The organism is Streptomyces sp. NBC_00203 (assembly GCF_045206325.1).
GTDB lineage: Bacteria > Actinomycetota > Actinomycetes > Streptomycetales > Streptomycetaceae > Streptomyces > Streptomyces lutosisoli.
This window is the reverse complement of the sequence record NZ_CP108126.1, coordinates 6,620,459-6,633,898: the sequence shown is the minus strand read 5'-3', so window position 1 is coordinate 6,633,898 and position 13,440 is coordinate 6,620,459. Positions and strand designations below refer to the sequence as shown.

At 68.8% G+C, this 13,440-nt stretch carries 14 protein-coding genes; 7 read left to right on the top strand and 7 right to left on the bottom strand.

Annotated elements, in window-relative coordinates; genetic code table 11:
* Positions 1 to 24 precede the first annotated feature (24 nt).
* The 4 genes from OG975_RS29805 to OG975_RS29790 all read right to left on the bottom strand — a co-directional run bounded on the left by OG975_RS29805 (position 25) and on the right by OG975_RS29790 (position 3,822).
* Positions 25 to 588: a hypothetical protein gene (locus OG975_RS29805; protein ID WP_406332459.1), complete on the bottom strand. Its 564-nt coding sequence runs from the start codon at positions 586 to 588 to the stop codon at positions 25 to 27.
* A gap of 86 nt (positions 589 to 674) precedes the next feature.
* Positions 675 to 1,175 carry a hypothetical protein gene (locus OG975_RS29800; RefSeq protein ID WP_406332458.1) on the bottom strand — a complete coding sequence of 167 codons (501 nt, stop codon included), beginning with the start codon at positions 1,173 to 1,175 and terminating at the stop codon, positions 675 to 677.
* A 164-nt stretch (positions 1,176 to 1,339) separates the two neighbouring features.
* Positions 1,340 to 2,041, bottom strand: coding sequence for a DUF4328 domain-containing protein (locus OG975_RS29795; RefSeq protein ID WP_406332457.1), 702 nt, complete (start codon positions 2,039 to 2,041; stop codon positions 1,340 to 1,342).
* Positions 2,042 to 2,226: 185 nt separating this feature from the next.
* Positions 2,227 to 3,822 (bottom strand): beta-N-acetylhexosaminidase, encoded by a 1,596-nt coding sequence (locus tag OG975_RS29790; protein ID WP_406336526.1) that lies wholly within the window; start codon positions 3,820 to 3,822, stop codon positions 2,227 to 2,229.
* 304 nt (positions 3,823 to 4,126) lie between these two features.
* Between OG975_RS29790 and OG975_RS29785 the strand changes: the two genes are divergently transcribed.
* The 6 genes from OG975_RS29785 to OG975_RS29760 all read left to right on the top strand — a co-directional run bounded on the left by OG975_RS29785 (position 4,127) and on the right by OG975_RS29760 (position 9,187).
* Complete coding sequence (locus OG975_RS29785) at positions 4,127 to 4,729, top strand: 2-oxo-4-hydroxy-4-carboxy-5-ureidoimidazoline decarboxylase (RefSeq protein ID WP_406332456.1); 603 nt, start codon at positions 4,127 to 4,129, stop codon at positions 4,727 to 4,729.
* A gap of 257 nt (positions 4,730 to 4,986) precedes the next feature.
* A complete protein-coding gene (gene sdhC / locus OG975_RS29780; protein ID WP_327431160.1) occupies positions 4,987 to 5,367 on the top strand; it encodes a succinate dehydrogenase, cytochrome b556 subunit in 381 nt (126 codons plus the stop codon).
* A 5-nt stretch (positions 5,368 to 5,372) separates the two neighbouring features.
* On the top strand, positions 5,373 to 5,864 hold the full coding sequence (locus OG975_RS29775) for a succinate dehydrogenase hydrophobic membrane anchor subunit (RefSeq protein ID WP_406332455.1): 492 nt from the start codon (positions 5,373 to 5,375) through the stop codon (positions 5,862 to 5,864).
* A 23-nt stretch (positions 5,865 to 5,887) separates the two neighbouring features.
* Positions 5,888 to 7,642 carry a succinate dehydrogenase flavoprotein subunit gene (gene sdhA, locus OG975_RS29770; RefSeq protein WP_406332454.1) on the top strand — a complete coding sequence of 585 codons (1,755 nt, stop codon included), beginning with the start codon at positions 5,888 to 5,890 and terminating at the stop codon, positions 7,640 to 7,642.
* Positions 7,642 to 8,415 carry a succinate dehydrogenase iron-sulfur subunit gene (locus tag OG975_RS29765; RefSeq protein WP_327431157.1) on the top strand — a complete coding sequence of 258 codons (774 nt, stop codon included), beginning with the start codon at positions 7,642 to 7,644 and terminating at the stop codon, positions 8,413 to 8,415. The genes sdhA and OG975_RS29765 overlap by 1 nt, the downstream gene beginning before the upstream one ends.
* Positions 8,416 to 8,575: 160 nt before the next feature.
* Positions 8,576 to 9,187, top strand: coding sequence for a Uma2 family endonuclease (locus OG975_RS29760; protein WP_406332453.1), 612 nt, complete (start codon positions 8,576 to 8,578; stop codon positions 9,185 to 9,187).
* On the opposite strand, the gene OG975_RS29755 is transcribed toward OG975_RS29760, so the two are convergent.
* Both OG975_RS29755 and OG975_RS29750 read right to left on the bottom strand, forming a co-directional pair.
* The gene (locus OG975_RS29755; RefSeq protein WP_406332452.1) at positions 9,188 to 11,599 is read right to left on the bottom strand and encodes a DUF4132 domain-containing protein; all 2,412 of its coding nucleotides are present in this window, start codon (positions 11,597 to 11,599) and stop codon (positions 9,188 to 9,190) included. It abuts the gene before it with no gap.
* A 56-nt stretch (positions 11,600 to 11,655) separates the two neighbouring features.
* Positions 11,656 to 12,048, bottom strand: coding sequence for a hypothetical protein (locus tag OG975_RS29750; RefSeq protein ID WP_330306853.1), 393 nt, complete (start codon positions 12,046 to 12,048; stop codon positions 11,656 to 11,658).
* Positions 12,049 to 12,200: 152 nt separating this feature from the next.
* Here OG975_RS29750 and OG975_RS29745 point away from each other — a divergent pair, with 152 nt between their 5' ends.
* The gene (locus OG975_RS29745) at positions 12,201 to 12,764 is read left to right on the top strand and encodes a hypothetical protein (protein ID WP_406332451.1); all 564 of its coding nucleotides are present in this window, start codon (positions 12,201 to 12,203) and stop codon (positions 12,762 to 12,764) included.
* A 205-nt stretch (positions 12,765 to 12,969) separates the two neighbouring features.
* Here the strand turns inward: OG975_RS29745 and OG975_RS29740 are convergent, their stop codons facing one another.
* Positions 12,970 to 13,440, bottom strand: a complete 471-nt coding sequence (locus OG975_RS29740; protein WP_406332450.1) for a hypothetical protein — start codon at positions 13,438 to 13,440, stop codon at positions 12,970 to 12,972.

Below are 13,440 nucleotides of genomic sequence, written 5' to 3'. Positions count from 1 at the left end.
CAGGAACCCCTCAGCCCATCTGGTTTACGCCTTCCCCCGCGCCCTCCGGGACACCACGGCCCGCAGCACCCGCCGCCCCTCCGTCGACACGTCCAGGGCCGGCCTGAGTCCGCCCGCGCCGCGGCCCGCGAGCAGCTCCAGGATGGTGACCTGGCGGCGCAGTTCGGCGGCGACGAGCGGCGACATGCCGTCCGTACGCCCCTCGCGACGGGCCGTCACACAGGACTCGGCGTCGTCGGCGTGGTCCAGGTGCCGGTGGACCTGGAGGGCGGCGACGGAACAGGCGTCGGCCCACAGGCGCAGTTCGGCAGCAGTGGGCTCGGCGGGGACCGCGTCGAGCATGCGGCGGGTGAGTACGGCTGCCTTGTCCTCGTCGGTCACGGCCGGCTCGGGGACGTCGGCGTCCAGCTTGGCGCGCGCCTGCTCCAGGCGTTCGCCCCACGGGTCCCCTTCCGCCAGGCTCGCCCACAGGGGCCGCAGGATGTCGTCGTCACCGCCCAGCAGAGGTACGCACCGATCCAAACAAGCCAGACCGCTCGCCGCCAGACCTCGCTCGTCTGCCTGAGCGATCAGTTCCACCAGGCTCATCGCGCCTCCCTCAAAATGCCTCGACAGGGCGCCTGTTTCTAACGGAGCCCGCACTTCCCCTTACTGCGTGCAACGGACCAGGAGTGTCACAGCGGCACCACACCGAGCCGGTCGAGCAGCCTGAAGAAGAGGTTTTCGGCCAACGGGTCGGGGTCCGCGTTCAGCACGTCGAGGAGGGGCTGGGCGGTGACGGTGTGCCCGGCTTCGGCGGCCCAGGCGACGGCCCGGTCGGCGGCGTCGGCCGGTTCGAGGAAGTAGTCGTCGACGCCGAGCTCGTCCTCGCCGCCGACGTACCCGGCCATCGCCTCCCGCGCCAGACACGCCGTCCACACACCGCTGTGCGGCGCGGCCGCCTCGACGGCCACGCAGTCGCTGTCCATGACGTACCCGAAGAGCGCGGGCGCGCCGGTCTCCCGGGCGAGCGTGCTCATCTTCCCGATGTCACCGTCGCCGCCCGGGTACTCCCACACCTGCCACCCGTCGGGCGCCACGGTGCGCCGCACCATGCCCCGCGCGCCCGCCAGCGCGTCCAGCTCCGCGAGCGGCCGCTCGCTTCTGCCCACGACGTAGTACCCCCAGTAGCCCATCCCGGTCCCCCCGGTGTCTCGGTTCGGCGGCTCGCGCCGAATACACCACAGGGGTGCGGGAGTTGGCCAGGGAAACGGACGAATCGGTCCGCGCCGGACGGTCGGAGGGTCGGACAGTCAGGGGCTCAGGCGGCCGGGCGGCCCGGCGGGAGCGGCGGCTCGCGTCACACGCCGACGGGAAGCGGGCCCTCGTACGCCTTCTGGTTCTGCATCCGGGTCAGCCGCAGCACGACGAGGATCGCGAGCACGGCGGCCACGATGTCGATGACGTCGGCGAACATGACCTGCCTGACGGCGTCGTGGATCTCCTGGGCCGTGTCGGCGTTGCGGTACTCGGTGAACCCGGCCCGGCCGGCGAGCAGCCCGACGACCCACGCCGTCCACCAGCCATTGACCAGCCCGTGCGAGCCCCGGCTGCCATGAGGGCCGCTCGCGTCCCAGATGTCCAGCATGACCCGGCGCGGCCGCCACAGGTTCAGCACCGGCACGAACCAGCCCCAGATCACCCAGCCCCGCGACGTGCTGTGCCCGAGCGGATTGAACACCTCGGCGTTGACGCGCACCCGCTGGAACCAGATCAGGTAGACGACGATGGCCGCCACAAGGGCGGCCGACTGCACGTACCCGGCCGCGGAGTAGAACGCGTCCGCGTGGTCGGCCCGCCGCTGCAGGTCGGCGGAGATGCCGCCGTCCGCGAGGGCACCCGACACGTCGGACATCGTGAGATCCGCCCAGATCGCGAGCACGTCGGAGGCTATGACCACGCCGAGCATGACGGCCGCGGCCCGCCCGAGCCCCACCGGTGAGCGCAGCCAGGCGGGGCCGTGCGGCGAGGCGAAGTGGGAGAACACGGGCTGAGGAGACACAGGCTGAGGAGAAACGGGCTGCGGCGGCATGGTCATGGGAACCCCCCGGACTACAGGCACGAGGGATCGCGGAAGACCTCGTACGGACACAAGAAGCCGGGCGTTCCCCTCCCCAGGGGTCACGCCCGGCCTACGAACAAGTATCCGGAAGATACGTTTCCAGTCGCCCGTACGTCCAGCGTGTCTCAGCCCAGCAGGTCCGCGAGCCCCCTGAACTCCGCCCAGGACATCGCCGGCTTGCGCGGATCCCACAGCTTCTGCACCGTCGCACGCAGCGGCATACGGATCCCCGCCGCCACCTGGTCCTGGGTCTGCGCGCCCGAGAGATCGCACCAGACGGCGAAGGTCCCGCCGAGGATCTGCCCGTCGTACTTCGCGGGGACCGCCGCCGTGCCGCGCAGGACGAGCGGGGTCCACTGCTCGTAGATGCGCTGCCCGGTCGGATAGACGAAGGTCTGCGGCTGCCCGAGGACGTAATAGAGGAACTCGTCGTTGTAGTTGATGAGCTTGCGCCCCGCGCTCAGATACTCGACCGGCTGCCGGGCCCCGATCTCCTTGCCCGTCCAGTACGCCACTTGAAGAGCGCCGTCGGCCTGGACCGTGCCCCCGCGGAAGAACCCGTCGTTCCACGCCCGCGGGGTCCGGTCGTGCCCGCGCACCACGGCGGCGCGGTCGTTGAGCCAGCCGGTCGCCAGGTCGGCGACGGTCGCGCCGGCGCCGTAGGTGTTCTTGGCCGCGGTGGCCAGCTGCGGGAACGACGCCTGCGGGTTCGCCACCGTCAGCGCCTGGTACTCGTCGCCGCCGATATGCCAGTAGGCGCCGGGAAACAGCTGCGCGTACTCGTCGAGCAGGTCGTCGATCAGGTCCGCGGCTGCGGGCTTGGAGATGTCGACGGCCCCGCGCGTGGCCACCCCCGACACATTGCGCAACTGGAGGTCGGGGTGCGCGGCGATGACGGCGCCCAGATGGCCGGGCGAGTCGATCTCGGGGACGACGGTGATGTGCCGGGCGGCCGCCAAGGCGATGATCCTGCGGACCTCCGCCTTGCTGAGATGCACCTGCGACACGATCTCGGGGTGCGTGTCCGACTGGATACGGAAGCCCTGGTCGTCGGAGAAGTGCAGCCCGAGCTGGTTGAACTTCAGGTCGCCCAGCTCCCGGACCCGGTCCTCGATCCAGGCCGCCGTGAAGTGCTTGCGCGCGATGTCGAGCATGAACCCGCGCTGCGGCTTGGCGGGCCGGTCGTGCACGACGCCCTCGGACGCCGTACCGCCGCCGTGCACCTCCTGCTTGAGGGTGCGCGTGCCGTAGAAGACGCCCGCGTCGGCGGGGGCGGTGATGGTGACCCGCCGGTTCTTGACGGTCAGGGTGTACGACTCCGGTCCCGCGGTCCCGTCGTCGAGGCCCAGCTCGACATCGCCGTCCCTGGCATCCGTCTGCCCCGCGTACGTCAGCTTGAGCTCCCCGGCGAGCAGCCGCCCCTCGTCGGCGAGGCCCGCGTCGTCCACGACCACGCGGGCACCGGCCGCGGGGCGCCAGCCGGGACCCCGGGCCGGGGTGTGCTGACGTACGGCGGGAATGGTGCGCGGGGTCTTGGACAGCGGGTACGTCCGGGTCGGCGAGGGGGAGGGCGAGGGCGTGGCCTTGGGTGAGCCGGCGGGCGAGGTCGCCGACGTGGCGGCCGACGGCACCCGCGCACCCGCCGGCGCGCCGTCGTCGCCGGAGGGCCACACCGCGACGGCCACCGCGGCGGCAGCCCCCGCCACAGCCACGCCCGCCACGGCCACCACCGCCCACGGCCTCCGCCGCCCTGCCGCCCGCCGCCTTCCCGTGCTCACCGCATCACGCCCCTGACTTCGCCGTTCGAGGTCCACTTCAGGTCGTACATGTGCCGCACAGCTGCCGCACATCCCTCGGCGAACCTAAGCCCCCGTCCCCACCTTCACCGTCCACCACACGTTCCGAAACTCTCCCGTGCGGGTGAAATTCGGGCATCCGTCGGACAGCTCCTGACACTCCTCGATAGCGTGAGCGGCACAACTCTCACTTCTTCCCCTGCCGAATCACACGTACCGAGTCCGCGAGATGCTCATCAAGACGTCACCGGATCCGGATCCCACATCCCACCGCCGAGGACCCACGCTGCCTTCGCACCGTCTCCCACGCCTCCCCGGCCAGGTCGCCCTCCCCGAGCAGAAGAGCGCGGCGCCGTCCCCGGCCCGCCTGGAGCGGTTCAACTCCGCGCCCGCCGACGCGGTCGCGCGCACCCTCCTCACCTGCTGCCGCAGCCTGCGCTGGGCCCACCGCCTGACCGACCACCGGCCCTACCCGGACCTGGACGCGCTGCTCGCCGCGGCCGACGAGGCGGCGTACGACCTGACCCCCGCCGATGTCGCCGACGCGCTGGCCGGCGAGTCCCTCACGCTGCTCCCGGACGGCGCGTACTCCGCCGCCCACACCGCACTGAGCGCCGCGCACGCCGCGTACGAAAGCCGCTTCGGGCATGTGTTCGTGATCTGCCTGGACGACTTCGCCCCGGCGGAAGCCCTGGACCAGGTACTCGCCGGCATCCGATCACGATTGACAAACGATCCGGAGGAGGAACGGATCATCACGAGGGAGGAGCTGCGCCGCTTGGCAAGGGGCCGCCTGTCCCGTCTGGTGAGGCGCGCTTACGCGCCCCTTTAGGGGCGCGGGGCCGTGACATGTGCGGCTCCGCCGCGTGGGCGCGACCAGCCCCCACCAACCCGCACCCGACACTCAACCGCGCCCGTAATAGCCCGAACGTGCCTGATTGATTGCCAGTTTGATCACATAGATAGGGCCGCTGTAAGCGTTCCGACAACTCGTCGCTACGATGGCCAGGGCCGGTGGACCGTACCCGGCCGGGCCCGTCCGACACCGAAGCCGGCGCGGCCCCAATCCCCGCTCCCGGAGGGTTTTCCGTGCCGGCTGGAACGCTGTACCGCGGCCGGGAAGGAATGTGGTCCTGGGTGGCTCATCGAGTCACCGGCGTCCTCATCTTCTTCTTCCTGTTCGTACACGTGCTGGACACCGCTCTCGTCCGTGTCTCCCCCGAGGACTACGACAAGGTCGTGTCCACGTACAAGACGCCGATCGTCGCGCTGCTGGAGTACGGCCTCGTCGCCGCCATCCTCTTCCACGCGCTCAACGGCCTGCGTGTCATCGCTGTCGACTTCTGGTCGAAGGGCCCGCGCTACCAGAAGCAGATGCTCTGGTCCGTCGTCGGTATCTGGGTCGTGCTGATGGTCGGGTCCCTGTACCCCGTCCTCGGTCACGCATTCCGCGAAGTCTTCGGGAGCTGACGCAGATGTCCACCACTGAAACCGCCGCTTCCGGCATCGGTCCCGTCGAGGGCGCGGGCGCGTTCTCGACGTACGACGTCGACAACCCGGCGCCCCTCATCGAGGCCCCGCGCAAGCGCACCAAGAAGACCCCGAAGTCGACCCGGGGCAACTTCGAGATGTACGCCTGGCTCTTCATGCGCCTGTCCGGCGTCGTCCTGGTCGTCCTGGTCCTCGGCCACCTGCTCATCCAGCTCTTCCTCGACGGCGGCGTCTCCAAGATCGGCTTCGCCTTCGTGGCCGGCCGCTGGGCGTCCCCCTGGTGGCAGGCCTGGGACCTCGCGATGCTGTGGCTCGCCATGCTGCACGGCGCCAACGGCCTGCGTACGGTCATCAACGACTACGCGGAGCGCGCGAACACGCGCCTGTGGCTGAAGGGCCTGCTGTACACCGCCACGGTGTTCACGATTCTGCTGGGCACGCTGGTGATCTTCACCTTCGACCCGAACATCCGCTAGGCACGGGGCTGAGGCAACCACTCATGAAGATCCACAAGTACGACACCGTCATCGTCGGCGCCGGCGGCGCCGGCATGCGCGCCGCCATCGAGGCGACGAAGCGCAGCCGCACCGCCGTGCTGACGAAGCTCTACCCCACCCGCTCCCACACGGGCGCCGCGCAGGGCGGCATGGCCGCCGCGCTGGCCAACGTGGAGGAGGACAACTGGGAGTGGCACACCTTCGACACCGTCAAGGGCGGTGACTACCTGGTCGACCAGGACGCCGCCGAGATCCTGGCGAAGGAGGCCATCGACTCGGTCCTCGACCTGGAGAAGATGGGCCTTCCCTTCAACCGGACGCCCGACGGGACGATCGACCAGCGCCGTTTCGGCGGTCACTCCCGCAACCACGGCGAGGCCCCGGTCCGCCGGTCCTGCTACGCCGCGGACCGCACCGGCCACATGATCCTCCAGACGCTGTACCAGAACTGCGTCAAAGAGGGTGTGGAGTTCTACAACGAGTTCTACGTCCTCGACCAGCTCATCACCGAGGTCGACGGCGTCAAGAAGTCGGCGGGCGTCGTCGCGTACGAGCTCGCGACCGGCGAGATCCACGTCTTCCAGGCGAAGGCCGTGATCTACGCGTCCGGCGGCACCGGCAAGTTCTTCAAGGTGACGTCCAACGCGCACACGCTGACGGGTGACGGCCAGGCGGCGGTCTACCGTCGCGGGCTGCCGCTGGAGGACATGGAGTTCTTCCAGTTCCACCCGACCGGCATCTGGCGCATGGGCATCCTGCTGACGGAGGGCGCCCGCGGTGAGGGCGGCATCCTCCGCAACAAGGACGGCGAGCGCTTCATGGAGAAGTACGCGCCGGTCATGAAGGACCTCGCGTCCCGTGACGTCGTGTCCCGCTCCATCTACACGGAGATCCGTGAGGGCCGCGGCTGCGGTCCCGAGGGCGACCACGTCTACCTCGACCTCACGCACCTCCCGCCGGAGCAGCTGGACGCCAAGCTCCCGGACATCACGGAGTTCGCGCGCACCTACCTCGGCATCGAGCCCTACACGGACCCGATCCCGATCCAGCCCACCGCGCACTACGCGATGGGCGGCATCCCGACGAACGTCCAGGGTGAGGTGCTGTCGGACAACACGACGGTGGTCCCCGGCCTGTACGCCGCCGGTGAGGTCGCCTGTGTGTCGGTCCACGGCGCCAACCGCCTGGGCACGAACTCCCTCCTGGACATCAACGTCTTCGGACGTCGTGCGGGCATCGCGGCCGCCGAGTACTCGGCGAAGGCCGACTACGTCGAGCTGCCCGAGGACCCGGCGTCGCAGGTCGTCTCGCAGGTCGAGCACCTGCGCAACTCCACCGGCACCGAGCGGGTCGCCGCGATCCGCCTGGAGCTGCAGGAGTGCATGGACGCCAACGTCATGGTGTTCCGCACCGAGCAGACGATCAAGACGGCGGTCGAGAAGATCGCGGAGCTGCGCGAGCGCTACCGGAACGTCTCGATCCAGGACAAGGGCAAGCGGTTCAACACGGACCTCCTTGAGGCCATCGAGCTAGGCAACCTGCTCGACCTGGCCGAGGTCATGGCGGTCTCGGCGCTCGCCCGCAAGGAGTCCCGCGGCGGTCACTACCGCGAGGACTACCCGACCCGCGACGACGTCAACTTCATGCGCCACACCATGGCGTACCGCGAGGTCGGCGACGACGGCACCGAGTCCATCCGTCTCGACTACAAGCCGGTCGTCCAGACCCGCTACCAGCCGATGGAGCGTAAGTACTGATGGCTACCCCGACTCTGGACAAGGAAGACGCGAAGCCCGAGGCGGGCTTCGCCGACTCCCCGTACATCACGGTCACCTTCCGCATCCGCCGCTTCAACTCCGAAGTCTCGGCGGAGGCGGCCTGGGAAGACTTCCAGCTGGAGATCGACCCCAAGGAGCGTGTCCTCGACGCCCTCCACAAGATCAAGTGGGACCAGGACGGCACTCTGACGTTCCGTCGCTCCTGCGCGCACGGCATCTGCGGCTCGGACGCCATGCGGATCAACGGCAAGAACCGCCTTGCCTGCAAGACGCTGATCAAGGACCTCAGCCCTGAGAAGCCGATCACGGTCGAGGCCATCAAGGGCCTGACGGTCCTGAAGGACCTCGTGGTCGACATGGACCCGTTCTTCCAGGCGTACCGCGACGTCATGCCCTTCCTCATCACGAAGGACACGAACGAGCCGACGCGCGAGCGTCTCCAGACGGCCGAGGACCGCGAGCGCTTCGACGACACCACGAAGTGCATCCTCTGCGCGGCGTGCACGTCCTCGTGCCCGGTCTTCTGGAACGACGGCCAGTACTTCGGCCCGGCCGCCATCGTCAACGCCCACCGCTTCATCTTCGACAGCCGTGACGAAGCCGGTGAGCAGCGCCTGGAGATCCTGAACGACAAGGACGGCGTGTGGCGCTGCCGCACGACGTTCAACTGCACGGACGCCTGCCCTCGCGGTATCGAGGTCACGAAGGCGATCCAGGAAGTGAAGAGGGCGCTGATCACTCGGCGCTTCTGACCTCTCTTCCTGCTGTACGTCGCTGTGGGCCCCGTTTCCCTTTGGGAGCGGGGCCCTCGGGCGTTCCTTGCCACGATCGGGTGAAGCGGATCGCTCACGATTCCTAGGGGCTTCCGGCCTACGATGATGGTCTCGACAAACAGCCCACGGGAGGCACGTGATGTCCGCAGCACCCGTCGAGCAGCCGCACGGCGAACGGTCGCTGATCGCGGAGGCGAATCGCATCATGGATCGCCTGCCGGGCCGCCGCGTCGAGATCATCGGAGGCCTGATCCTCGTGACGCCATCCCCCGACGTCGCTCACGCGAGGGCGCTGAAGAAGGTGACTCGTCCTTTCGAGGCAGCTGGTCTCGATGAGGACGAGACCGAGGTGCTCCAAGCCGTTGGCGTCTGGTTGCCGGACGGCGCAGAGGACTATGCGATCCCCGATCTTTGCGTTGTCGAAGCAGACATCGAAGAACACCTGATCGAGAACAACTGCTACGACCCCGTGGTCTTCCGCCTGGTCCTGGAGGTCACTTCCAGCAACTGGAAGGCAGATCTCCGCACCAAGGTCATCGCTTACGCCCAGGCCAAGATCCCCGTCTACGTGATCGTCGACCGCAAGCACCAGCGCCTCCACGTCCTCACCGAGCCGACGCGGGACGAGTACGCCACCCACCGCATCCACGCCCCCGGCGAGGTGGTCACCCTCCCCGACTCCATCGGTGCCAAAGTCACCCTCGACGTGACCGAGATCCTCGAAGCAGGTCGACCGAAGCAGACCTCCTGATCACAGCTGACTCAGAATCGTCGGGTCAGTGATCTTCGTGTCGGCCGCCAGCATCATCGCCTTGCTCAGGATCACAGCCAGCATCCGATCCCCCTCGAACGGCAGATAACCGGCCCCCGGCACGCCGCCGCTCGCCTTCGGCACGATGCACAGGTACTGGTCGTTCGGGCTCATCAGGATGTTGCCCGAGCCGAGGTGGATCTTGTACGTGTGGCGCTCGCCCTTCACATGCAGGAAGCGTCCTTCGAGCGTGCAGCGGTCGGCTATCGCGAGCCGGGGTATCAGGCGGTCGAGGAGCACGCGCCGCGTCTCGGCACTCTGGTTCAGCTCGCCGAAGCCGTACGACGTCCAGTACTCCTGGAAGCGCCCGCCGGGCCCACCGTCCTGCCAGGTCGGATCGTTGCCCACGCTCGCGACTCCGACGAACAGGTCGACGTCACGCAGGACTTCGGAGAGGGCGAGGGGCGGGATCTCGGTGAGGGGCAGGGGTTCGACCGGGTCCTCCCCGTTCCGCAGCCACATGCTGTACTCGCCGCCGTAGCAGTGCGCCGAGTTCTCCGGAGCGTCGATGGGATAGAACCGCACCTGGTCGGTGCGCAGCCGCAGATAGCTGCCGGACTCGGTGGTGTCGACGCCGTAGTCATCGCCGTCGCCCTCGATCCAGTACTCGGCGCGCAGGCCCCACTGGGGCAGCTCGCGGGTGGCCGGCGGCGCCGAGTCGTCCACGCACAGCCGGAGCTTGTTGCGCCAGCCCCTGACCGCGGCGAGGGAGTGGAACTGGTGCTGGCGCAGGATGTGCGCCGCGAACCGGTTGGAGTACGTGCCCGTGGTGCGCTCGGCGTCGGTGAGCAGATACACCTCGCGGTGGGCCTGCTTGAAGGGCTGGGTGACGGCGTGCCGCTCCAGCCAGTCGCGCCAGGCGACGATCTCGGCGGGTTCGCGGCCGACGGGATGCCAGAGCTCCACCTCCGCACCGGAGTTCACCGGGGCGTCGGTGAGGGTGCGCAGCTCACCGTCGGCGAACCCCACGCTCGTACCGTCGACGGTCCACAGGAGGCGGCGGGCGAGCGTGCCGACCAGCGGATGGTCCAGGTAACGCTCGCGCCAGGTGCCATACGCCCAGGTCCGCCGCGCGAGGAACTGCCGGTCGAGCCGCTCGCTCTGCGCCGACAGCATCTTGTCGATGTCCTTGACCGCAGCCTTGAGCTCCTTCAGCTCATCGGCGTGGTCACGCTTCACGGCGACGGGAACGCTCTTGACGGCCTTCCCGGCCGAGCTGCGCCAGCTCAGCACCACTCTGGGGCCCTGCACCTCGACCAGGGCGGTGATCTCCCCGAACCGGTGCTCGGCCCGGCCGACGTCGGTGAGGCCGTAGGCGGGGACGGCCAGTTCCTCGATCTCCTCGCGGCTCAGCCCGAGAGCGGTGGCCCGCGCCTCCAGGGCGCCGTCGAGCAGCTTCGCCGTGTTCTTGTACGTCACCCGGGTGGCCAGCCGCGCCAGTTCGGCGAGGGCGGACTCGCTGTCGACGCGGGAAAGGGCGATGACCCCGGCGTTGGCGACCTTGGGGTTGCGAGGGCCGAGTCCCGCGACCTTCTTGAGGGAGGTCTCGACGAGCACGCCGAGCGCTCGGGCGGTATCGGGATGCGGCGGGAGCAGGGAGACCAGCCAGGCAAGACCGCGCAGGGCGTTGGCGTTGTAGGGGTCGTAGGCGTTGTTGATGTCCGGCTCGTACGTCTGGCGGTCCAACGGGAACGTCCGGGGGCGGCCGACGAGGGCGAGCCAGGGCAGCACGGTCGCGCGGACACGGTCGGCGCCGAGGGTGTCGACAAGGGCGAGGGCCTGCTTGTCCCACTTGGCGGTGGGCTTGGAGGCGGTGGCCGTGGTGGCGTGGGCGAGCAGGGCTTGCCACGGGTCGTCCGGTCCGGTGATCTGCTCCATGGCGTGCTCGGCCCACTCCTCGCCGACGTTGAGAACGGGATCGGTGAGCTTCTTTGCCAGGGCGGGGAGGGTGTCGGAGCGATAGGCGTCCAGGGCGGTGCGCCGGAAGACAGCCACGACCGCCGGGGCGAGAGGGCGGCCGGCGGCAAGCTCTGCCTCCGCCAAGACGTCGAGCCGCGCCGCGTACCAGAAGGAGTGCTGTCGGCCGAGGGCGTCGAGCTCCTTCAGCCGCTCCACGGACAGCATGTCGTCGGGAAGATCGCGTGAAATGATGCCGAGCAGCGTCAGTACGTTGCGCCGGGCCTCGGACTTCTCGCCGACCGAGTGAAACCGTTCGGCCAGGGCGCCGCCGAGGCGCATGCGCTCCTCCACGGACAGGCCCCGCAGGATGTCGAGGATCTCGGTCCAACCACCGCCCCAGTAGCCGTTGTTGGACACCGCGGCCTTCAGCGCCTCGTCGGCGACCTCCCCCATATTGCCGACATCAACCTGGTTCCGGATCCTCTGCGTGTGCGAGCGAGGGGTCCCCATCATCCACCCACCAGCGCGACAAGCTTCAGAAACGTGACCTCGGTCCCCAGCACCAGCTCGATCTCCTCATCGAGCTCGGTCACTTGCCGGTCCCCGACAAGCACCAGGAACCCATTACCGGCGAAAGCCTTGAGCGCCAGCTCGGTCTGGACCTCCGGATCTATCCGTCGCGGCGTCCGCAACGCGTACCCGTTCAGCACACGCTCGGCGTCCCTGGGCTGCACGAGTCCCTGGAACACCCCCGGCGTACGCGCGTTGTACTCGGCGACCTCCTGGAAGACCCGCCGCCGGATCAACTCGCGCAACGCGAGCCGCTCCTCAGCGATCTCGATCCCCCAGCCCGCGCCACGGTCCCCACTGGTCGTCTCGTCGACGAACGTCACCATTCCCATGCCGAAGACAGTACGAGCCACCACTGACAATCGATCAGCACGCCCGGATCCACCCTTCCGCCTTCCGCCTTCCGCCTTCCGCCTTCCGCCTTCCGCCTTCCGCCTTCCGCCTTCCGCCTTCCGCCTTCCGCCTTCCGCCTTATCGTTCGGACATGAGCAACTCCCGTGCGGCGGCGGTCCTCACCACCCCCGACCTCACCGAAGCGCTGCGCGCCATACGCACCCTCCTGGACATCGCCGACCTCCACCACGCGGAGGTCGACTTCGAGGCCGTGATCCACTCGCCGGAGGTCCTGGCGCGGATACATCACGTACTCCCCGACCTCGAATGGTGGGCGTCGGCCGGAAAGGAACACGGCTCGTCGGAGGCGGGCGACGACCCGGCGGCCTGCCTGCCCGTCCGGGTCAACGACTGGTGCAACCCCCTGGACGTGGCCGAACCCTTCATCGCCGCGTTGGGCCCGAGCCCCGCAGCCATCCGCTGGGACCTGAACGCCTGGCCCGAAGTTCCCGAGGCAGGCCTGGAGTACATTTCCCAGAAGTACGCGTACCTGACCCTCGCGCTGAACTCCCGAGACATCTACCAGGACGAACCGTCCAACGACCACACGGTCTACGTCCACGTACCGAGCGAGGACCACACGGCCCACATCGAGTGGCTGGCCGACCGGGTGGGCGGCCGCTACACGGGCAGGCTGGAGATATCACCGCTCTGAGCCCCGGGTCCCGGGTCCCGGGTCCCGTCCAGGCACGCGCGGTACAACTGGAGTTCCGTCGGGTTCCTCAAGATATGCGGTGGCCGCATCGGCGCAAGTGCGCGGGACGATCCCATGAGCGCCCGAGGTTCTCGTACATACGGGCAGATTGCCGTGAGCGAAACCAGGACCTTGCCCGTTCATGCGGGAATCCGGAAGCCGCTGCTCAGGCGATCCATCCCTCACCATGTCGGTGACGGTCCAACCCCACAGCTGAGAACTCGTCCTCTCCGGCGCTCGCAACGACGCCCAGCCGTCGAAGTGCCTGTGAGATAGCGCTGCCGGCTGGTGGCAAAGGCTCGCCCTCCTTCACATGGAGCGGACCCAGCACGATGGTGCCGCCATCCCACACGGCAGCCTGTTGTTCGCCCACACCGCCGAAGTACTCGGCTTCCACGTAGGCCACCGGCCCAGCGGTCGACCAGTCAGCGAGAGTCTTCTCGAACCCTCCCGGCAGCCGCCAGAACCCCAAAGCGCCCGTGTCGCTGCCGTCCGCTACGGAATCGAAAAGCGCGTCTGTCATCGGCATCAGCGACAGGCTCTGTCCGAGCGACGCCAGCCGAGCAGCGGGCAGATCCCGCGAAGCGGCGCGCAGCACCTCGCCGCCGGCGATCACAGCTTGCAGGTCATAGGCCAT